Annotated in this window: 15 protein-coding genes; 9 read left to right on the forward strand and 6 right to left on the reverse strand. The window is 66.8% G+C overall.

Going from position 1 to position 19,652, the window contains the following annotated elements; translation table 11 throughout:
* The first annotated feature begins 167 nt into the window (after window positions 1–167).
* From LGY53_RS08215 to LGY53_RS08230, 4 genes are all read left to right on the forward strand, one after another.
* Entirely contained in the window at window positions 168–2,843 is a 2,676-nt protein-coding gene (locus tag LGY53_RS08215) for an IniB N-terminal domain-containing protein (RefSeq protein ID WP_225726020.1), read from the forward strand.
* Window positions 2,844–2,912: 69 nt separating this feature from the next.
* The gene (locus tag LGY53_RS08220; RefSeq protein WP_225726021.1) at window positions 2,913–4,937 is read left to right on the forward strand and encodes a dynamin family protein; all 2,025 of its coding nucleotides are present in this window, start codon (window positions 2,913–2,915) and stop codon (window positions 4,935–4,937) included.
* A 53-nt stretch (window positions 4,938–4,990) separates the two neighbouring features.
* Complete coding sequence (locus LGY53_RS08225; protein WP_225726022.1) at window positions 4,991–6,532, forward strand: dynamin family protein; 1,542 nt, start codon at window positions 4,991–4,993, stop codon at window positions 6,530–6,532.
* An 86-nt stretch (window positions 6,533–6,618) separates the two neighbouring features.
* Window positions 6,619–7,263: an endonuclease gene (locus tag LGY53_RS08230; RefSeq protein ID WP_225726023.1), complete on the forward strand. Its 645-nt coding sequence runs from the start codon at window positions 6,619–6,621 to the stop codon at window positions 7,261–7,263.
* On the opposite strand, the gene LGY53_RS08235 is transcribed toward LGY53_RS08230, so the two are convergent.
* The 4 genes from LGY53_RS08235 to LGY53_RS08250 all read right to left on the reverse strand — a co-directional run bounded on the left by LGY53_RS08235 (window position 7,260) and on the right by LGY53_RS08250 (window position 11,302).
* Window positions 7,260–8,417: a zinc-binding dehydrogenase gene (locus LGY53_RS08235; RefSeq protein ID WP_225726024.1), complete on the reverse strand. Its 1,158-nt coding sequence runs from the start codon at window positions 8,415–8,417 to the stop codon at window positions 7,260–7,262. The two genes, LGY53_RS08230 and LGY53_RS08235, sit on opposite strands and share 4 nt — an antisense overlap.
* Window positions 8,418–8,463: 46 nt before the next feature.
* Complete coding sequence (locus tag LGY53_RS08240; protein WP_225726025.1) at window positions 8,464–9,774, reverse strand: cytochrome P450; 1,311 nt, start codon at window positions 9,772–9,774, stop codon at window positions 8,464–8,466.
* Window positions 9,775–9,857: 83 nt separating this feature from the next.
* Entirely contained in the window at window positions 9,858–10,667 is an 810-nt protein-coding gene (locus LGY53_RS08245) for an SDR family oxidoreductase (protein WP_225726026.1), read from the reverse strand.
* A gap of 56 nt (window positions 10,668–10,723) precedes the next feature.
* Window positions 10,724–11,302, reverse strand: coding sequence for a TetR/AcrR family transcriptional regulator (locus tag LGY53_RS08250; RefSeq protein WP_225726027.1), 579 nt, complete (start codon window positions 11,300–11,302; stop codon window positions 10,724–10,726).
* 346 nt (window positions 11,303–11,648) lie between these two features.
* On the opposite strand from LGY53_RS08250, the gene dnaK reads away from it, so the two are divergent.
* From dnaK to LGY53_RS08275, 5 genes are all read left to right on the forward strand, one after another.
* Window positions 11,649–13,496 (forward strand): molecular chaperone DnaK, encoded by a 1,848-nt coding sequence (gene dnaK / locus LGY53_RS08255; RefSeq protein WP_225726028.1) that lies wholly within the window; start codon window positions 11,649–11,651, stop codon window positions 13,494–13,496.
* Entirely contained in the window at window positions 13,493–14,110 is a 618-nt protein-coding gene (gene grpE, locus LGY53_RS08260) for a nucleotide exchange factor GrpE (protein WP_225726029.1), read from the forward strand. Before dnaK ends, grpE begins: the two co-directional genes overlap by 4 nt.
* Before the next feature lie 24 nt (window positions 14,111–14,134).
* Window positions 14,135–15,292, forward strand: coding sequence for a molecular chaperone DnaJ (gene dnaJ, locus LGY53_RS08265; RefSeq protein WP_167478467.1), 1,158 nt, complete (start codon window positions 14,135–14,137; stop codon window positions 15,290–15,292).
* Window positions 15,292–15,693, forward strand: a complete 402-nt coding sequence (locus LGY53_RS08270; protein WP_167478466.1) for a heat shock protein transcriptional repressor HspR — start codon at window positions 15,292–15,294, stop codon at window positions 15,691–15,693. The genes dnaJ and LGY53_RS08270 overlap by 1 nt, the downstream gene beginning before the upstream one ends.
* Before the next feature lie 643 nt (window positions 15,694–16,336).
* Entirely contained in the window at window positions 16,337–17,506 is a 1,170-nt protein-coding gene (locus tag LGY53_RS08275; RefSeq protein ID WP_225726030.1) for an FAD-binding oxidoreductase, read from the forward strand.
* Between the two features lie 12 nt (window positions 17,507–17,518).
* On the opposite strand, the gene LGY53_RS08280 is transcribed toward LGY53_RS08275, so the two are convergent.
* Both LGY53_RS08280 and LGY53_RS08285 read right to left on the reverse strand, forming a co-directional pair.
* Window positions 17,519–18,301 carry an FAD-binding oxidoreductase gene (locus LGY53_RS08280; protein WP_225726031.1) on the reverse strand — a complete coding sequence of 261 codons (783 nt, stop codon included), beginning with the start codon at window positions 18,299–18,301 and terminating at the stop codon, window positions 17,519–17,521.
* Window positions 18,302–18,378: 77 nt separating this feature from the next.
* Complete coding sequence (locus LGY53_RS08285) at window positions 18,379–19,536, reverse strand: FAD-binding oxidoreductase (protein WP_225726032.1); 1,158 nt, start codon at window positions 19,534–19,536, stop codon at window positions 18,379–18,381.
* Window positions 19,537–19,652: the final 116 nt, after the last annotated feature.

Genomic DNA, 19,652 nt, shown 5'->3' on the forward strand with positions numbered 1-19,652 from the left:
AAAGTTCGGGGTGATTCCCCTAATGGATGCCGCGCCCCTAACGCATCCCGCACGTGCGATGTAGGGGCGCACCCCGTTTCGCGGTAACCCGGTGGCTACCTAGCGTGGAATTCATTCGAACGGCAGCGGATCGGGTTGGTCCGCCCATCTGGAGGAGACGATTCTCGATGACACCCAACGCGATTCTGGAGTTCATCCTCAACCTGCTGCGTCACCCTGACGCCGCGGTCGGGTATTGCGCCAATCCGGCGGAAGCCCTGGCCGCCGCCGGTCTCGGCGCGGTGACACCGGAGGACATCGCCGCGGTCGCGCCGATGGTCGCCGAGTCGGCGCTGATCACCGGCGGCTCTCAGCTCTCGGCCATCATCGCGGCGGGCGGTCAGTCGGTCGCCGCGGCGGAGACGAATGCCGCGGCGAACCTGGGGGCCGCGGTGCAAACGGGTGCGACCGCCGATGTCGGCACCGGCCTCGATGTGAATGGTGGTTTCGGCACCGGCCTGCAGACGGGAGCCGATGTCGGCGCACTCGCCAACGCGGGAGCCGACGTGGCGGCGGGACTCAACGGCGCGCTCGGCGCGGGCGCGCAGGCGCTGACCGGTCTGGAAACCGGCCTGTCCACCGGTCTCGGTCTGTCCACAAGCCTGCTCGGCGCCGCCGACACCGGTGCACAGGTGAGCTCCGACATCGCCGCCGGACTCCAAGGCGCGGCCAACGCGGGAGCCGATCTCGCCACCGGACTGCAGGCCGCCGCCGGTCTCGGCGCGGGCCTCACCGGTGCCATCGACAGTGCCGCATCGGCGGCGACCGGTCTGAATGCTTTGGTATCCAACGGATTCGGCGGCGATGTGGCCGCAGCCCTGCATGGTGTCACCGATGCGGGCGCCGACCTCACCGGCATAACCGCAAACCTCGGCACAGCCCTGAACGCGGCCACCCAACTGACCGCCGGCCTCGACGCCGCGACAACCGCCGCCACCGACCTCTCCACCGGCCTGCAAGCCGCCGCCAACACCGGAGCCGCCCTGACCGGCGCCGTCGGCACCCAGGCGGCCACCAATGTGGAGACCGGCCTCTCCACCGGCCTCGACGCCGCAACCCAAATCGGTTCCGGCCTTTCCACCGACCTGCAGGGCGCGGTGAATTCCAGTGCGGCCGTAGGCAACAGCCTCTCCAGCGAGCTGACGGCCGCGGCGGATTCCGTCACACAGGTCGGCGCTGGCCTGTCCACTGGTCTGGGTGCGGCGGTGAATGCCGGATCCGATCTGGCTGCCGGTGTGCAGGGTGTTGCGAATTCTGGTGCGGCTGTGGGTAGTAGCTTGTCCACCGGTTTGACCGGCGCGGTCGATTCCGCAGCGCAGGCGGGGGCTGGTCTGGAGACTGGGCTGTCGACCGGGCTGGGCACTGCTACCGATGTTGGTGCGCAGGTTGGCTCGGATCTGTCTGCCGGTGTGCAGGGTGGGGTGAATTCCGGTGTGGCCGTGGGCGATAGCGTGTCCAGTGGGCTGACGGGTGCGGCGGATTCCGTCACGCAGGTCGGGGCCGGGCTGTCCACTGGTCTGGGTGGGGCGGTGAATGCCGGATCGGATCTGGCTGCCGGTGTGCAGGGTGTTGCGAATTCTGGTGCGGCTGTGGGTAGTAGCTTGTCCACCGGTTTGACGGGTGCGGTCGGTACCGCGGCGCAGGTGGGTGCTGGTCTGTCCACAGGCATCGATGCGGGAGTTGGTGCACAGGTGGGGTCCGCACTTACGGGTGGTCTGCACGGCGCTGCTGATTCGGTTGGGAATGTTGGCTCGGCGGTTTCGAGCGGACTGACGGCGGCTGCCGGTACCGGGGCGCAGGTGGGGACCGGGCTTTCGACTGGGCTCGGGGTTGGAACGGGGTTGGCGACCGGGCTTTCCGGTGGGGTTGGTGCGGATGTCGGTTCTGGGGCGCAGGTTGGAAGTGGTTTGGGGGCAGGTGTTTCCAGCGGGTTGACCGGTGCTGTGCATGGTGCGGTGGACGCCGCGAGTGGGCTCGGAGGTGTGCTCGATGTTGCGGGAACCGGGCTCGAAACCGGTTTGGGCAGTGGGGTTCATGCCGCGTCGGGCCTTACCAGCGCGGTTGATACCGGTGCACAGGTGGGTACGGGCTTGGGGACCGGACTGACTGGCGCTGTGGACGCCGGTGCACAGATCGGAAGTGGTCTGGGGACGGGGCTGTCCGGCGGGGCGCACGCCGCGTCGGATTTGACTGCTGGACTTACCGGTGCGGCTGACAGTGGTGCACACGTCGGGGCCGGGCTGGTCAGTGGCGTGGGTGGCGCTGTGGATACCGATGCACATGTCGGGACCGGGCTGGAGACGGGTATTTCGAGTGGGTTGGACGGTGCGGTGAAGGCCGGTGCCGGTGTTGGCGGGGCTGTGGATACCGGTGCACATGTTGGAAGTGGGTTGGGGACAGGCATTTCCACAGGGGTGGGTGGTGCTGTGGATGGTGGCGCGCATGCTGTCTCCGATCTGGGTGGCGGGTTGGGGAGTGCCGCGCTCGGAAGTGGTCTGAGCACAGGGGTTTCCACAGGGATCGACAGTGGTTTGCACAGCGGGGCGGCGGTGAGCGGGACCGCCGGCGCGGATACGCATGGTGCGATTGATACCGGTGCGGGGCTGAGCGGTGGCATGGGAACGCATTCGGGCGTGGCTTCCACCATCGACTCGACCGCGAATACCTGGTCGGGCCTTGATGTTTCGAGCGCATTCGGTTCGGGACTCGACGCGGGTCTGCACGGCGGCACCGGTGTACATGCCGATACGCATGCCGACCTCGGCGCGGCCACCGATACGCACGGCGGTCTCGGCCTGCACTGAGACTTCGAATCGCCCTGAGGTTTCGCACCGCACTGGATTCGAACCGGACTGAGAGAGGTCACTCCCCCGATGGGTACCCCTGTACCTGATGCTCGACCACCGGCAGCGCCCCTGCTGCCGGTGCTCGGCGAGACGATCGCCGCCGCCCGCGCCGCCGGGCGCAACGACCTGGTCGGCCGTCTGGAGGCGGCGGCGGAACGGGTCCGCGATCCGCGCCATCGCATCGTCATCGCCGGACAACTCGACCAGGGCAAGAGCCGCTTCATCAACGCGCTGTTGAATATCGCGATCTGTCCGGTCGGCGACGACGTGACCACCACGGTCACCGCGCTGCTTGTACACGGCCAGGAACCACGCGCCGATCTGGTGCTCGCCGCCGACACCGCGACCAAGGGTGAGATCCGGGTCGCGGTGCCGATCGATGAGATCGCGAGCATTTCGCCGCGATCGCCGCTGGCGCAGGGCAGGCGGATCCTGCGCCTGGAGATCCAACTGCCGAATGCGTTGCTGGCCGACGGCATCGTGCTGATCGACACTCCGGGTGTCGGTGGGCACGGAAGTTCCGGTGCGGCAACGGTACTCGGACTCGCCGCGGCGGCCGACGCGGTGTTCGTCGTCTCCGACGCGTCTACCGAGCTGACCGAGCCGGAGCTGGCCTTTCTGCGGCAGGTGCGTGAGCTGTGCCCGTCGACCGCGCTCCTGCTCGGCAAGACCGACCTCTATCCGCACTGGCGTCAGGTGCATGCCGCGGATCTGCGACATCTGGCGCGGGCGCGGCTCGACGTCCCGGTGCTGCCGGTCTCGGCGCTGCTGCGCGAGCACGCGATGCGCCTGCAGGATCCACAGCTCGGCCGCGAATCCGGGTTCGGCGAGCTCTACCAGTTCCTGCGGGATCGTGTGGTCGCGCGGGATCAGCTGCTGACGCGGAATGCGGTGGCGCGCGATATCCATTCCGCCGCGGAACATTTGGCGCTCGCGCTGGGAAGTGAACTGGTGGCGCTGCGTGATCCACGTCAGGGCGCGGCCGCGGTGCGTGAATTGCAGTCGGCGAAAACCGCCGCCGAGCAACTGCACCGGCGTACCGCAGCCTGGCAGCAGACGCTCGGCGACGGTGTCACGGATCTGGCGGGCGATGTCGACCACGATCTGCGCGAGCGGCTGCGCGGCATCGCCGCTACCGCGGACGAATGGATCGACGAGAACGATCCCGGTAAACAGTGGGATCGGATATCCGAATGGCTCAGCGGCACAGTCGATCTGGCCATAGGTGACAATCTGCTGATCGCACACACCAGGGCCGTGGAATTGGCCGAACGGGTCGCGGAGCACTTCACCGAGGTCGGAGCGGTGGATCTGCCCGATGTCGGACCCGATGTGTCTTCCACCGAAAGCCGTTCCGGCTCAGGCACTTTGGCCGATCTGGAACCCGATATCGGCATCGTGAGCAAACTGCTCGTCGGTATGCGCGGATCGTATGGCGGTGTGCTGATGGTGGGGTTGGCCAGTACGTTCGCCGGGCTGGCGATGCTCAACCCGATCTCGATCGGCGCCGGAGTCCTGGTGGGCGGCAAGGCTTATCGCGATGAGCAGCAGGCCAGGCTGGCGCGCCGCCGGAACGAGGCGAAACAGGCCATCCGCCGTTTCCTCGACGATGTGGCCTTCCATGCGGGTAAGGAGTCCAAGGATCGCCTGCACCGCATCCATCGGGCGCTGCGTGATCACTTCACCGGTGTCGCCGACCGCAGCCTGCGCTCCATCGACGAATCCCTGCGTGCCGCGCAGGAGGCCGCCACGATGGAAACGGCGCGCCGCACCGAGCGCGCCGCCGTGCTCGAGCGGCAGCTTCGCGTGGTCGCCGAACTCCGCAGATACGCCGATGCGATGCAGGCGCAGCCGTTGGCGGCCGCACCACCCGCTGCCGTCGGGCCGGCTCCGCACGCTGTGGAACACGCGGGAGCCCGCACTCGCCTGCCCGTGCCGCCTCGGCGGATATCCACACAACCTGTGGATTCAACAGGTGAGTCGGGTTTGCGTGCCGACTCCGCCGCGGATCCCACGCCCGGATCCGCGTCCACGGGTACGGTGTCGCGGTGAAGCCGGGCATGGTCCTGCCCCGGCGAGTACCGAATAGAACTGGTGGGATCCGCATGAAAGCCGATGCGCGCAGGGCGCCCGGGATCGTGGCCGAGGCGCATCGGCTGGTCGACTCGGCACGACAGGCGTACACCGGGCATCAGCAGCCGCGCGCGCTGCTCGCCGACTGCGCCCGCAGGCTGGAGCAGCCGCTGCGGGTCGCGCTGGCGGGCTCGCTCAAGGCGGGTAAGTCGACGCTGTTGAATTCGCTTGTCGGACAGGACATCGCCCCCACCGATGCGACCGAATGCACCAGGGTGGTCACCTGGTATCGCTACGGTTCCACGCCGAGCGTCACCGCGCATGCGCCGGACGGGCAGCGGGCGCATGTCGTCGTCCGCCGCGGCGCAGGCGCACATGGGCTGACATTCGATCTCGGGCAGTTGAATTGGGGTGTTCCGGGGCCGCGGGAGATCGACCGTCTGGAGGTCGAATGGCCGGCCGCCGCGCTCGCGCACACCACGATCATCGATACCCCCGGCACCTCGTCGCTGTCGCGTGAGGTGTCGCAGCGCACCGCGCGGCTGCTCACGCCCGGCGCCGATCCCGGCGGCATGGCCGTCCCCGGCGCCGATGCGGTGGTGTATCTGCTGCGGAGGCTGGACGCCGCCGATATCCGGTTCCTGGAGCGGATCGGCGCGGGAACCGCTGCGGGGCCGGGACTTTCCAGCCTGCCGGGCCCGCTGGGTGTGGTCGGCGTGGTGTCCAGGGCCGACGAGATCGGCGCCGGCCGGATCGACGCGTTGAATTCGGCCCGCGATGTCGCCGTGCGTTTCGCGGGTGAACTGGAGCGAACCGGCTTGTGCCAGGCCGTGATTCCGGTGGCCGGACTGCTCGCCTTCGCCGCGGCGACGCTGCGGCAACAGGAGTTCGCCGCCTTCGAGGCGCTGGCCGGTGTGCACGTCGACGATCTGGGTGCGGCGCTGTTGTCGGCAGATCGTTTCGCCCGCCCCGACCTGCCGCTGCCGGTCGGACCCGAAATGCGGGCCCAGCTCGCCGAGCGGTTCGGGCTGTTCGGGATTCGGATGGCGATCACGCTGATCCGGCTCGGTGTCCGCGATTCGGCAACGCTGGCTGCGGAATTGACCAAGCGCAGCGGTGTCGATGAGCTGCGTTCCGTGCTCGATATCCAATTCGCCCAGCGCGCGGACCAATTGAAGGCACATTCGGCGCTGACCGCCCTGGCCCGGGTGCTGAGCGCCTATCCGGGCACCGCGGCGGATCAGCTGCTGCCCCAGGTGCGCACCTTGCTCGCGGATGTGCACGGCTTCGCCGAACTGCGGCTGCTCGGCCGCCTGCGAACCGACGAATTATCCCTTCCCCCAGAAGATCTCGCCGAATTGCACCGCTTGATCGGCGGTTCCGGCATCGCCCCGCACCTGCGCCTGGGTCTGCCCATCGACGCACACCCGGACCGTCAGCGCACCGAAGCCGTTGCCGCCGTCCGCAAATGGCGTGCCCGCGCCCGCCATCCCCTGGCCGACCAGTTCACCACCACCGCCTGCCTCACCGCCGCCCGCAGCGCCGAAGGAACACTGAGCCTCATTCCGCAATAAACGACACAGGTCCCCAGCTCGACCGGCTGGTTGGTGTGGGTTTCCGATTGGTGGGTACGTCTCCGATATCCGCAGAGGAGGCCACCATGGGGCAGCAGGATGTCGTCAAGGAACTGATGCAGCGGATCGGTACCGGCTATGCCGCCGAAGCGGGTATCGCGCTGGCCGACAAACCCGCGCCGCTTTTCCAACTGCTGATGCTCTCCCAGCTGCTGAGCACCCGGATCGCGGCCAGGATCGCAGTGGCGGCGACGAAGGAGCTGGTCGACACCGGATACAACACCCCGCGCCGGGTGGCCGACGCCGACTGGCAGGAGCTGGTCGACGCCCTCGGCCGCGCACACTACCGCCGCTACGACGAGAGCACCGCCTCCCGCTTGGGCGCGAATGCGGCACGCGTTCTCGACCACTACCATGGTGACCTGCGCGAACTCGCCCGAGAGTCGAGGCGCGACCCCAAACATGCCGCACAATTGCTGCAGCAGTTCCAGGGCATCGGCCCGGTGGGCAGCGATATCTTCCTGCGCGAGGTACAGGACATCTGGCCCTGGGTGCGCCCGCATTTCGACGAGCGAGCGCTCAAGGGCGCCAGCCGGATTCGGCTGCCCGCCGATCCGGACCGCCTCGCCGACCTGGCGCCGAAGGACCGCACCGCCGCGCTGGCCGCGGCTCTGGTCCGGATCAGCCTCGACGAGGATATCGCCGACGAGATCCTGGCGACGACCCGCTAAGGGACGGTCACGTCGCTCCTGGGATCGACCAGAATTTTGGCGTGTTCATCGGGTGAGGCGAGCGCGGTGAAGGCCGCGTCGACACCGCCGAGGCCGACGGTGCCGGTGATCAGCGGCGCCGGATCCACCTTGCCATCGGCGAGCATATGCAGCGTGTCCCGGAATTCGCCTGGGTCGTAACCGAGTACGAAGCGCAGCTCGATCTCCTTGTTGATGGCGACGGCGGGCTGGATGCGATCGGTCTGCATGCATACCCCGACGACAACGACGCGCGACCTCGGCGGTGCCGCGGCCAGGATCTGATCGATAATGCCTGGGACGCCGACGCATTCGAAGATCACGGGACCGGATGGACCGGCGTTGAAGGTGTGCGCGAGCCGGAAGACGTACCACCACGGGATATTCGGGATCAGCCGCAGCCGCTCCATCGCGTCGAAGCCGAGGTTCAGCACATCGGCGGCACCGGTGATGCCGCGTTTCGGCCCTGCGGCCCAAGGGGATTCGGTTCCTGGATCGACAACGGTGTCGGTGCCGCACGCCGTGGCCAGCGCGCGCCGCCGCGGCGAGTAGTCGCTGGCGACGACGGTGCGCACGCCCGCGGCCTTCAGCATGCTGATGACGGCGAGCCCGATCGGGCCGCAGCCGATGACGAAGGCGGTCTGCCCCTTGCGAATTCGGCTCTTGCGCACCGCGTGCCAGGCCACCGCCATCGGTTCGGTGAGCGCGGCGTGCTCGGCCGAGAGTCCGTTCGGGATGGGCAGTGTCATCGATTCCTGCGCGACGACCTGCTCCGCGTACGCGCCGGGCGCGGCGGCGGACAGGCCCACCAGGTGCGGTTCACGTCCCTGTCGCACGATCGGCAGCGCGACCACCGGGGTCCCGGTGGGCCAGCGCTTGCGGCAGCCCGGCCCGTATTCCGCTATCGTCCCGCTGAATTCGTGCCCGAATACGATGCTCTGCTCGGCGCGCATGAAGTGCGCGTAGCCGGTGGCCGCGGCCAGATCGGCCATTTCGTCGGCGTGTGTGCGGGCGTGCAGATCGGATCCGCAGATACCGCAGCGGGTCACGTCTAGCAGCACCTGGCCGCGACCGGGCGTCTGCGCGGGTAGCTCCCTGACCTCGAATTCGGCTTTGCTGACCACGGCTGCCCGCATGGCGACTCCTCGAACAGTTGACGTTTCCCTACGCTGACCTCGACATTCAATGTGCCACGGGCACCGCGAGTTTCGCAGGCAACCGCTGATACCCGTGCAGGGTGACCAGGTCGCGCCGTACCGGAGCCCCGTCCAGCCGCAGGTCCGGATACCGCTCGAACAGCGCCCGCAGCGCCGTCGCGCCCTCCGTCCTGGCCAGGGCCGCGCCGAGGCAGGCGTGGATACCGCTGCCGAATGCGAGGTGGTCGCGCGCGTTGGCCCTGGTGATATCGAAGCGGTTCGGGTCGTCGAAGGCCGCCGGGTCGCGGTTGGCCCCGCCGAGCAGCAGGACGAGGGTGGTGCCCGCCGGAAGGTGTTGTCCCGCAAGCTCTAGATCGCTGTTGACCCGGCGCACGGTCATCTGCACCGGGCTCTCGTAGCGCAGGATCTCCTCGACGGCGTTCGGCCAGCGGTCCGGTTCGTCGCGCAGCAGCGCCAGTTGTTCCGGGTGTGCGAGCAGGTGCACGATGCCGTTGCCGATGAGGTTGACCGTGGTCTCGAAGCCGGCGCCGAGCAGCAGCGAGGAGTTGGCGGACAGCTCCCGCCTGCCGAGCTCGCGCTTCTCGGCGAGGTGGCTGAGGATGCTGCTGTCCGGATCGGCGCTGAGCCGGTCGATGTGCCGGTCGAAGTAGTTGTCGCCGTCGACCAGTATCGCGATCGCTTCGCGGTAGGTCCGCCAGCTGAGTCCGAGGTCTAGCAGCGGTGCGCCGCTGTGCCCCCAGGACAGCAGCATATCGTGATCTTCGTCTGGCACACCGAGGATTTCGGCGATGATGGCGACCGGTAGCCGGCAGGCGAAATCGGCGATCAGATCCGGCCGGGGCAGCTCGGCCAGCTGGTCGAGCAGCTGATCGGTGACCTCGACGATGCGATCATTCAGTTTCGCGATGGCGCGCGGGGTGAACGCGCTCGCGATCGGACGCCGGTATTCGGTGTGCTCGGGCGGATCGACCGCGACCATGGCTGGCGGCTCCACCGGATTCGGCAGCCCCGGATCGGTTTTCGTCAGAATCCAGCGGATCGGCCGCCCCATATCCATATTTTCCGGGGTGAGCACGCCGAATCTGTTGTCCCGCAATATGGTCCGACACAGCTCGTGGTCCGCCGTCACGGTGAAGTATCGGGTCCGGACCAGCCTGCCGTCGGCCCGGACCCGTTCGATCATCGGATACAGCTCGGCGCAGCGATTGCGGCCCACCATGATTCGGGCGAGTGGGTCGCCCTGCCGCGCTCGCATCGTGAGAAATGCGCGCGGGGCGGCGTGGTAGGCCACCCAGCGCAGCCAGATGCGCGTCCGTGTCGAAACCCCGGTGCTCATGGAAACCCCCACTGTCATAGGCGACTTTGCGCCGATGGTAGGTCCGGAACAGACCGGGGAGCATCGGACCGTGGTCGGAGATTTCAGACGGTTTTGACGACTCCGCCGTCGATCAGGTGATCGGATCCGGCGATGCTGGCCGCGACGTCCGACAGTAGGAAGGTGATGAGCGCGGCCACCTCGTCGGGTTCGGCGATGCGCCCGGTGATCATCCGCATGATCGCCGGAACCTGTTCGAGGAACTGCTCGTGCTCGATTGCCGCGGCTGCGGCGAGATGGCCGCCGTAGCCGTCGGCCGACTCCCAGATATCGGTGCGGATCGGTCCGGGCGACACGGTGGTGACCCGAATGCCTTGCGGGCCGAGCTCTTCGGCGATGCCCCGGCTGAACGCGGTGAGCGCGGCCTTGGCGACGTTGTACGCCAACGGCGGCCCCGCGGGCAGCCAGGCGCCGATGGAAGATACGTTCACCACCGCCGAGCCGCCCGATTTTCCGGTGCGTTCCAGCAGGCTCGGCAGCGCGGCCCGGGTGGTGCGGACCGCGGCGTACAGGTTGAGGTCGAAGGTGCGCTGCCAGTGCGCGTCGTCCAGTTCGGCGAAGCCGCCCATGCCCATGCCCGCGTCCGCACTGTCGCCGCCGCCCGCATTGTTGACCAGCAGATCGATGCCGCCGAGTGCGGCGACGGCCTGCTCGACCATCGCGGCCGGACCGTCCTGTGTGCTCAGATCCACCGAAATCGACACCGCGCCGGTATCTTTCAGTGCTGGGGTGATGGTGCGCGCGGCACCTGCCACGCGCACGCCCTCGGCGGTCAGCCTGCGCACGGTGGCCAGCCCGACGCCCTTGCTCGCGCCGGTGACCAACGCGGTCTTGCCGTTCAGCCTGAGGTCCATGAAATTCCTTCTTTCCTCGAACAAATTGCGACGCTGCGGTAACCGGCGTCGGGGGTTCAGATCGTGGCGAGCACCCCGTCGACAACCCGGTTCAATCGCTCGGGCCCCTGTGCGGTTTTCGACAGAACCTGGAGTCCCACAACGGTATTGAGCAGCAAACTGGCCAGATCCGCGGCGTCGCGCGTGCGATCGATCTCGCCCGCCCGCTGCCCCTCCGCGATGACCGACCGGAAGGCCGCCTCCGTGCGATCGAACATCCGGCGTACCTGCTCGGCCGCGGCATCGTCCGTATTGCCCAGCGCCGCAGCGGTGTTGACCGCGAGGCAGCCTCGCCGATCCGGATCGGCGAGAGTGTCCTCGGCGATGAATCGCAGTGCGGTGCGCAGCTTTTCCCTGGCGGGTCCCGGTTGTTCCAGCAGGTCGGTGAGTGTGGTCGCCTGCGCCTCGCGGTACCGCCGCAGCGCCCGCTCGAACAGTGCGTGTTTGCTGCCGAACGCGTGATAGAGGCTGCCCTTGCCGATGCCGAGCGCATCGACCAGATCCTGCGGTGTCGTCGCGGCGTAGCCCTTGCGCCAGAAGACCTCCATGGCCCGCTCGACGGCGGCGTCGGGGTCGAATTGTTTGGGCCTGCCCATGCCCCGACTCTAACAGCGTTTTGTACCTGTAGGTCAAATTTAGAAAAAGTCGCCGGTCCGGGAATTATTCGCGGATACCGGCCGTTGAGCCTTTCGCCAAGGTTGAGTGAGGCTGACTCAAGTTCCAGTTGACTCCCGAGCCTCGGGAGGGGCAGGATTGAGCCGACCACGCTCAGCGTTGCTGAGGCCGTGCTCCATGAGGGTGCCGAGGCGGTCCCGGGATATCGGGGCCTGGGGTATCGGGGCTGGGTCTCGCGACTGCGAAGTCGCTGGCGGGCCTTTCGCGGCGGACACCGCGGATCGTCCGGCACCACCACAGATTGTTTTACGTCAACTAGGAGGAACCATGGCTCGTGCGGTCGGAATCGACCTCGGGACCACGAACTCGGTCGTCGCCGTTCTCGAAGGCGGCGAGCCGGTCGTAGTCGCCAACTCGGAGGGATCGCGCACCACCCCGTCGATCGTCGCCTTCGCGAAGAACGGTGAGGTTCTGGTCGGACAGCCGGCCAAGAACCAGGCGGTCACGAATGTCGACCGCACCATCCGCTCGGTCAAGCGGCACATCGGCACGGACTGGAACGTCGACATCGACGGCAAGAAGTACACGCCGCAGGAGATTTCCGCGCGCGTGCTGATGAAGCTGAAGCGCGACGCGGAGGCCTACCTCGGTGAGGAGATCACCGACGCGGTCATCACCGTGCCCGCGTACTTCGAGGACGCTCAGCGGCAGGCCACCAAGGAAGCGGGCCAGATCGCCGGCCTGAACGTGCTGCGCATCGTCAACGAGCCCACCGCGGCGGCGCTCGCCTACGGCCTGGACAAGGGCGACAAGGAGCAGACCATCCTGGTCTTCGACCTCGGTGGCGGCACCTTCGACGTCTCGCTGCTGGAAATCGGCGAGGGCGTCGTCGAGGTCCGCGCCACCTCCGGTGACAACCACCTCGGTGGTGACGACTGGGACGAGCGGGTCGTGCAGTGGCTGGTCGACAAGTTCAAGGGCACCAGCGGCATCGACCTGACCAAGGACAAGATGGCGATGCAGCGGCTGCGCGAGGCCGCCGAGAAGGCCAAGATCGAGCTGAGCTCCAGCCAGAGCACCTCGATCAACCTGCCCTACATCACCGTCGACGCGGACAAGAACCCGCTGTTCCTCGACGAGCAGCTCACCCGCGCGGAGTTCCAGAAGATCACCTCCGATCTGCTGGATCGCACCCGTGCGCCGTTCCAGTCGGTGATCAAGGACGCGGGCATCAAGGTGTCCGATATCGATCACGTTGTGCTGGTTGGTGGTTCGACCCGGATGCCCGCCGTCACCGATCTGGTGCGCGAGCTGACCGGCGGCAAGGAGCCCAACAAGGGCGTCAACCCGGACGAGGTCGTCGCCGTCGGCGCCGCGCTGCAGGCCGGTGTGCTCAAGGGTGAGGTCAAGGACGTCCTGCTGCTCGATGTGACCCCGCTGTCGCTGGGCATCGAGACCAAGGGCGGCGTGATGACCAAGCTCATCGAGCGCAACACCACCATTCCGACCAAGCGTTCGGAGACCTTCACCACGGCCGATGACAACCAGCCGTCGGTGCAGATCCAGGTGTTCCAGGGTGAGCGCGAAATCGCCTCGCACAACAAGCTGCTCGGCTCCTTCGAGCTGACCGGCATCCCGCCGGCCCCGCGCGGCGTGCCGCAGATCGAGGTCACCTTCGATATCGACGCCAACGGCATCGTGCACGTGACCGCGAAGGACAAGGGCACCGGCAAGGAGAACACGATCAAGATCCAGGACGGCTCCGGCCTGTCCAAGGAGGAGATCGACCGGATGGTCAAGGACGCGGAGCAGCACGCGGCCGAGGACAAGGCGCGGCGCGAGGAGGCGGAGACCCGCAACCAGGCCGAGTCGCTGGTGCACCAGACCGAGAAGTTCATCAAGGAGAACGAGGACAAGGTGCCCGCGGACGTCAAGTCCAAGGTCGAGGCGGCCATCGCCGAGGCCAACGAGGCGCTGAAGGGCACCGATATCGCCAAGGTGAAGTCCGCGGTGGAGAAGTTGGCGACCGAGTCGCAGGCACTGGGCCAGGCCATCTACGAGGCCTCGGCGCAGGAATCGGCCGCGTCGAGTAACGGCGCGTCGAGCGCGGCGGCCGATGATCAGGTCGTCGATGCGGAGGTTGTTGACGAGCCGGTCGACACGGAGAAGAAGTGACACAGGACAACTCCGAACAGGAGCCGATCACCATCGTCGACAATCGAAAGATTGACCCGGACACCGGTGACGTTCGGGAACCGTTGGCAGACAATGGGTCTGCCGACGGGCCCGAGGGCGATGTCCTCGCCGACACCATCAGCGGCGAACTCGCCGAGCGCACAGCGGATCTGCAGCGCCTGACCGCCGAGTACGCCAACTACCGGCGGCGCGTCGAGCGCGACCGCAAGGCCGCGATCGATTCGGCCAAGGCCGCCGTCGTGGGCGAATTGCTCGGTGTGCTCGACGATCTCGACCGGGCGCGCGCACACGGCGACCTGGAGTCCGGCCCGCTGAAGGGTGTGGCCGACAAGCTGGCCGCCGCTCTGCAGAAGCAGGGTCTGGAGGAATTCGGTTCCGAGGGTGAGCCTTTCGATCCGACGCTGCACGAGGCCGTGCAGCACGAGGGTTCCGGGCACGATCCGGTGATCGGTGTCGTCATGCGCAAGGGCTATCGGTTCGGCGATCGGGTGCTTCGCCACGCGCTCGTCGGGGTAACCGATGGCGTGGCCGATCTCGCTTCGGCCACCACAGAGACAGAGGCATCCGACGATGCCGACGTACAAAACCAATAAGTCTGCGGGAGGAGGAGATACTCGGTGAGTCAGCGGGAGTGGATCGAAAAGGACTTCTACAAGGAGCTGGGTGTCTCCTCCAGCGCCTCCCAGGACGAGATCAAAAAGGCCTACCGCAAACTGGCCCGCGATCTGCACCCGGACGCGAATCCGGGTGACACCAAGGCCGAGGAGCGCTTCAAGACCGTCAGCGAGGCGCATGCCGTGCTGTCGGATCCGGCCAAGCGCAAGGAATACGACGAGACCCGCAGGCTTTTCGCCGGCGGGTATCCGCGCGGCGGCGGTTTCACGCCGGGCGCGGGCGGCGGATTCTCCAGCGATTTCAATATCGGTGACATCTTCGGCAACGCGGGCGCGGGCGACGGCGGCCTCGGCGATCTACTAGGCGGACTCTTCAACCGCGGCGGCACCCGGACGTCGAGCAGGCCGCGGCGCGGGGCCGATGTGGAGACCGAGACGACGCTCGGTTTCCGCGAGGCCGCACAGGGCGTCACCGTTCCGCTGCGGATGACGAGTCCGTCGCCGTGCACCACCTGTCACGGCAGCGGGGCCAAACCGGGGACCAGTCCCCGAGTGTGCCCCATCTGCAATGGAACCGGCGTGATCAGCCGCAACCAGGGCGCGTTCGGATTCAGTGAGCCGTGCGACGAATGCCGGGGCACCGGCTCGATCATCGACGACCCGTGCGTCGACTGCCACGGCAGCGGTATCCAGAACCGCACCCGCACCATCACCGTCCGGATTCCGCCGGGTGTCGGTGACGGGCAACGGATTCGGCTGGCCGGGCAGGGTGAGGCCGGGCTGCGGGGCGCGCCGTCGGGCGACCTGTATGTCACCGTGCACGTCAGCCAGGACAAGGTTTTCGGCCGCAACGGCGACGACCTGACCCTGGTGCTGCCGGTGAGCTACAGCGAATTGGTGCTCGGCACAACGGTTTCCGTACCTACCCTGGAGGGTAGGGTCGGGGTCAAGGTGCCGCCGGGCACCGCCGACGGCCGGATCCTTCGGGTGCGCGGCCGCGGTGTGCCCAAGCGCGGCGGCGGCGCGGGTGACCTGTTGGTCACCGTGAAGGTTGCGGTGCCGCAGAAGCTGGACAACGATGCGAGCGAGGCGCTGAAGCGCTATGCGGAGGCGGAGAAGGCCAGCGGTTTCGATCCACGTGCGGGATGGGCAGGTGCGTGATGTCCACTGATCCGAAGCAGGCGAGCGGCGGTTCGCGGACCGAGTTCTTCATGATCTCGGTCGCGGCCCAACTGGCGGGCATGCACGCGCAGACACTGCGCACCTATGACCGCCTCGGTCTGGTTACGCCACAACGTACTTCGGGCGGCGGGCGGCGTTATTCGGCCAGGGACGTCGAGTTGCTGCGCGAGGTGCAGCGGCTGTCCCAGGACGAGGGCGTCAACCTGGCGGGCATCAAGCGCATCATCGAGCTCACCAATCAGGTGGAGGCGCTGCAGCAGCAGCTCGTCGAGACGCGGGCGGAGTTGGAACGGCTGCGGGCGGGCTACCGTCCGGATCTCGTTCCGCAGCAGCGCAGTACCGCGCTGGTGGTGTGGCAGCCACGTAATCGGCGTTCGTAACGACCGAACGAGCGGGCCGCGGAGCCGGTTTCACCACTCGGTGACCGGATTTCCGCGGCCCGCTTGTCGTTTCCCCATCTGACACATGATCGTTCGGCAATGCGCCGCAATCGCTTCCGGAACCGATCAGCAAACATCGGTGGCAAGCTGGCAAATCGATGTCCGTTGTTGCCCTATTGCCCGATTAAATCGTTTCGGAAGCGAATTAGCTGACAGTAAGCTGTAATTCGATCACGCGTCCATCGCCGATTGTGTGACTCGTTTGCTATTCGGATTCTGCCGCGGTTGGGGCGGCGCGCGGCGTGGTATCCGATATGGCCATGAAAGTCATTGCGCCGCTGAAGTTGCCACCCGATCGCTCCGTGATCACGAATCGGGATGAATCTTGCAAATCGGGGCAGGCAAATTCGGTGTGCACTCGACCGATTTCCTTGTGGCATAGCGGTCTTGCAGTTTGTTTCAAGCCGGATTTGCGCGCGGGAACCTTGGTTGAACGGAATTACACCGGTGTTGTTTAAACGAAGGATTCCGTTGCTGGCTAACCTCACCTACACTTCTCGGCAACGGCTGCTGTCGAGTGTCCCGCAGCACCCTCACTCGCCGGCACGGGTGCGTTCGAGTGCGAAATGGGGTTGTGACACAAATGGATTCGCGGACTGTCGCTTTGATTCGAACCACGTTCAAGGCGGTTGCTGCGGAGGAAGGGGGGCCGGAGAAGTTGGCGAGATCGTTTTACGCGATCTTGTTCACCGACTACCCCCATGTTCGTGAATTCTTCCCCGCATCAATGGATGCCCAGCGCGACCGCCTGGTCAAGGCGATCATGTACGCGCTCGACCGCCTCGAGGAACCCGACAAGCTGTTGCCGTTCCTTGCCCAGCTCGGGCGCGACCACCGCAAATACGGTGTGCAGCCGGAACATTACGTCGCCGTCGGCGCCTCGCTGAAGGCCGCGCTGCGCGGGTTTGCCGACAGTGAGATGTGGACCGACGAGGTGGACAACGGCTGGGACGAGGGTCTGAAGCTCATTGCCGACACCATGATCGGCGCGGCGGAAAAAGAGACCACACCGCCGGTCTGGTCCGGCACCGTCGTCGAACGTCGCGACGTGCTACGCAATCTCACCATCGTGCGCCTGCAGCTCGATCAGCCGATGCAATACGCCGCCGGGCAGTACATGAGCGTGCAGGTTCCGGCCCGTCCGCGAATGTGGCGCTACCTTTCCCCCGCCGTCCCCGCAAATGCCAACGGAGAGATCGAATTCCATATTCGCAGCGTGCTGGGCGGTTGGGTCAGTCCGGCCATCGTCGGCCACACCGCCGTCGGCGATCAGTGGCTGCTCGGCTCGCCGCTCGGCGGACTCGGCGTGCCGCGCAACACCAAACGCAAGATGCTGATGGTCGGCTGCGGCACCGGCATCGCCCCGCTGCGGGCCCAGCTGATGGCAATGGCCCAGCGCCGCACCAACCCTCGCGTCCATCTATTCGTCGGCGGGCATCATCCGTGCGACCTCTACGACTTACCGGTGCTGAGCCAGCTCGCCGTCGCCAACAAGTGGCTCACCGTCACCCCGGTCGCCGAGAGCGACGAAAACCCTTGGTGGTACCTGGATTCCGGTGAGCCGGAGCCCGAACTGCCCGGTCTGGAACCGCGCGTCACCGGTCAGATCGGCAAGGTGGTCGCCGCACACGGGCCGTGGACCGATCGGGATGTGCAGATCGTCGGCGCGCCATCCATGGTGCAGACCACCAAGTTCCGGCTGATGGCCGCTGGCACGCAGACCAAGAACATCCGGCACGATCCGCTGTTTTGAGCGGAGCCGCAGTCAAATCCCTTCGAACTGAATGAGTTCGGGAGGCGTTCCGGCAGCGACCAAGCGGTCCACGGTGGCTCGTGTCATCGCGGGCGAACCGCAGACGAACACCTGGTGATCGTCGAATGCCCCATGGGAGGCAACGACATCGGCGAGCGTGCCGACCAGTAGGTCGTCTTCCTGGAATCCGATGTCCACCCGCGCCTGTTCGTACCATTCATCGGCCCAGCCGGGATCCTCCGGGCTGTCCACCACCGGAATCACGGTGAGCCAAGGTAATTCGTCGGCCAGCAGCACCAGCATGTCCTCGGCGTACAGATCGCGCGGTGAGCGGCCGCCGACGAAGAGATAGGTGCGCGGCGGCTCCGGCTTACGGGCCAATTCCAGGATCTGCGAACGCATCGGCGCCAGGCCGGTGCCGCCCGCGACCATCACCACGTCCGGACCCGCCGGATCGATCATGAAAGTGCCCAGGGGAGCGGAGATTCGCCACTCATCGCCCGGTTTGGTGTCGGCGACGATGGAACCGCTGCACCAGCCGCCCGGCACTGTGCGCACGTGGAACTCCAGCTTGCCGTCCAGCGACGGTGGCAGCGCGGGGGAGAAACGCCGCCGCATGCCCGGCAGCTGCGGCACCTGCACCTCGACCGACTGCCCCGCGGTGAACGGAACGAATTCACCGATCAGCCGGATCACCGCGAGATCGTGGCGCAGCCGGTGATGACCGACCACGGTGGCGGTCCATTCGGGCTCCCGATGCAGCCCGTTGCCGAGCGCGCCCGGGTTGATATCCATATTTGCCGTATCCAATCTTGTCGCGCCAATGGCGCGAGAACTCTTCGTACTCGCGTGAATCGTCGGATGCGGCTACCTCACACCGGATCGCAGCTGATGTTCTGCTCCGGGGTGCCGACCGCGATGAGTGCGCGGCGGGTGTCGGCGATCATCCTGGCCGAACCGGCGATCTGGATCTGCCGGTCCGCCCATGCGCCGAAGCTCGCAACCACGGCGCCGAGATTACCGATCAGCCGTCGATGCATGCCGTACGGTGCGTCGGCGGGCGGATGCGGATACCACCACGGGTTGGTCTTCTGTTCGCAGACCGGAACGACGGTGAGCCACGGATTGCTTTGCGAGAGCTGCCACATGTTCTCCACGTCGTACAGATCGCACGGGTAGCGGCCGCCGATGAAGAAGTGCACCCGCGGATTGATGCCGCGCTGGCCCATCTCGATCAGCTGCGCGCGTAGTGGCGCTATCCCGGTGCCCGCACCGATCAGCAGCACGTCGCGGCCGCTGTCCCGGTCGACGTGCAGGCCACCGAGCGGGCCGGCGATCTGCCACCGGTCACCGACCCTGGTCTCGTTGACGATGGCCGGGCTGACCCAGCCGCCGCGCACCTTGCGGACGTGGAATTCGATCTCCCCGTACGGATTCGAGGGAATCGCGGGCGAGAAGTAGCGCCACATCTTCGGCCGCTGCGGTATCGCGACCGGAACATACTGCCCGGCCTGATACGGCACCGGGCTGTCGGATTGCAGCCGCACGATGGCCAAATCCTCCAGCACCCGCCGATGGCCGACAACCGTGGCCTCCCAGTACGGTTGCGATTTGTCCGAATTGGCGCCGATGGCCATGGACGCCGATATGAGGATGGTGATGTCGCGCCAACCCTCCTCCAGCGCGCGGTTCCACGCGCTGCCGTTGTACGCGCGGAACGCCGCGAGCAGGGCGCGGCCCGCCAGATCGTAATGAGCCGCCTCGACACCGTATTTGCGATGGTCGCGGGCCAACTGCTCCAGAAATTTCTGGGCCCGTTGCCAGTCCTCGAGATGGTCGATGACGTACTGGATGGCCGTGACCAGCCGTTTGGGCTGCATATCCATGGCGGGCGGGAACAGTTCGCGAAGGCTGGGATTCTCGGCGAACAGATGACCGTAGAACGCACTGATCAACCGCTCGGGTCCGTTCGGTGATTCGGTCACCGAACGGAAGTTGGCGCGGACCAGCGCTGCTGAACGCGCATCCACGACGTGGAGCTTCCTTTCCCTCTGATGAGCTGCCCGGCGACCTTCCCGTAACCGGCGGTCCTCCGTGGTCAAGTATCCCTGAAAATGCCGTGGCCGGGTGCTTATCGGTGGGAGCA

This window comes from Nocardia sp. JCM 34519.1 (assembly GCF_020361265.1).
Classification (GTDB): Bacteria; Actinomycetota; Actinomycetes; order Mycobacteriales; family Mycobacteriaceae; genus Nocardia; species Nocardia arthritidis_A.

Bases quoted from the DNA above. Each gene is read 5' to 3' on its own strand.
- LGY53_RS08280 (WP_225726031.1), bottom strand. From the start codon at position 18,301: ATGGATATCAACCCGGGCGCGCTCGGCAACGGGCTGCATCGGGAGCCC.
- LGY53_RS08245 (WP_225726026.1), bottom strand. From the start codon at position 10,667: ATGGACCTCAGGCTGAACGGCAAGACCGCGTTGGTCACCGGCGCGAGC.
- LGY53_RS08230 (WP_225726023.1), top strand. From the start codon at position 6,619: ATGGGGCAGCAGGATGTCGTCAAGGAACTGATGCAGCGGATCGGTACC.
- LGY53_RS08235 (WP_225726024.1), bottom strand. From the start codon at position 8,417: ATGCGGGCAGCCGTGGTCAGCAAAGCCGAATTCGAGGTCAGGGAGCTA.
- LGY53_RS08270 (WP_167478466.1), top strand. From the start codon at position 15,292: ATGTCCACTGATCCGAAGCAGGCGAGCGGCGGTTCGCGGACCGAGTTC.
- LGY53_RS08220 (WP_225726021.1), top strand. From the start codon at position 2,913: ATGGGTACCCCTGTACCTGATGCTCGACCACCGGCAGCGCCCCTGCTG.
- LGY53_RS08225 (WP_225726022.1), top strand. From the start codon at position 4,991: ATGAAAGCCGATGCGCGCAGGGCGCCCGGGATCGTGGCCGAGGCGCAT.
- LGY53_RS08240 (WP_225726025.1), bottom strand. From the start codon at position 9,774: ATGAGCACCGGGGTTTCGACACGGACGCGCATCTGGCTGCGCTGGGTG.
- LGY53_RS08250 (WP_225726027.1), bottom strand. From the start codon at position 11,302: ATGGGCAGGCCCAAACAATTCGACCCCGACGCCGCCGTCGAGCGGGCC.
- dnaK (WP_225726028.1), top strand. From the start codon at position 11,649: ATGGCTCGTGCGGTCGGAATCGACCTCGGGACCACGAACTCGGTCGTC.
- LGY53_RS08215 (WP_225726020.1), top strand. From the start codon at position 168: ATGACACCCAACGCGATTCTGGAGTTCATCCTCAACCTGCTGCGTCAC.
- LGY53_RS08275 (WP_225726030.1), top strand. From the start codon at position 16,337: ATGGATTCGCGGACTGTCGCTTTGATTCGAACCACGTTCAAGGCGGTT.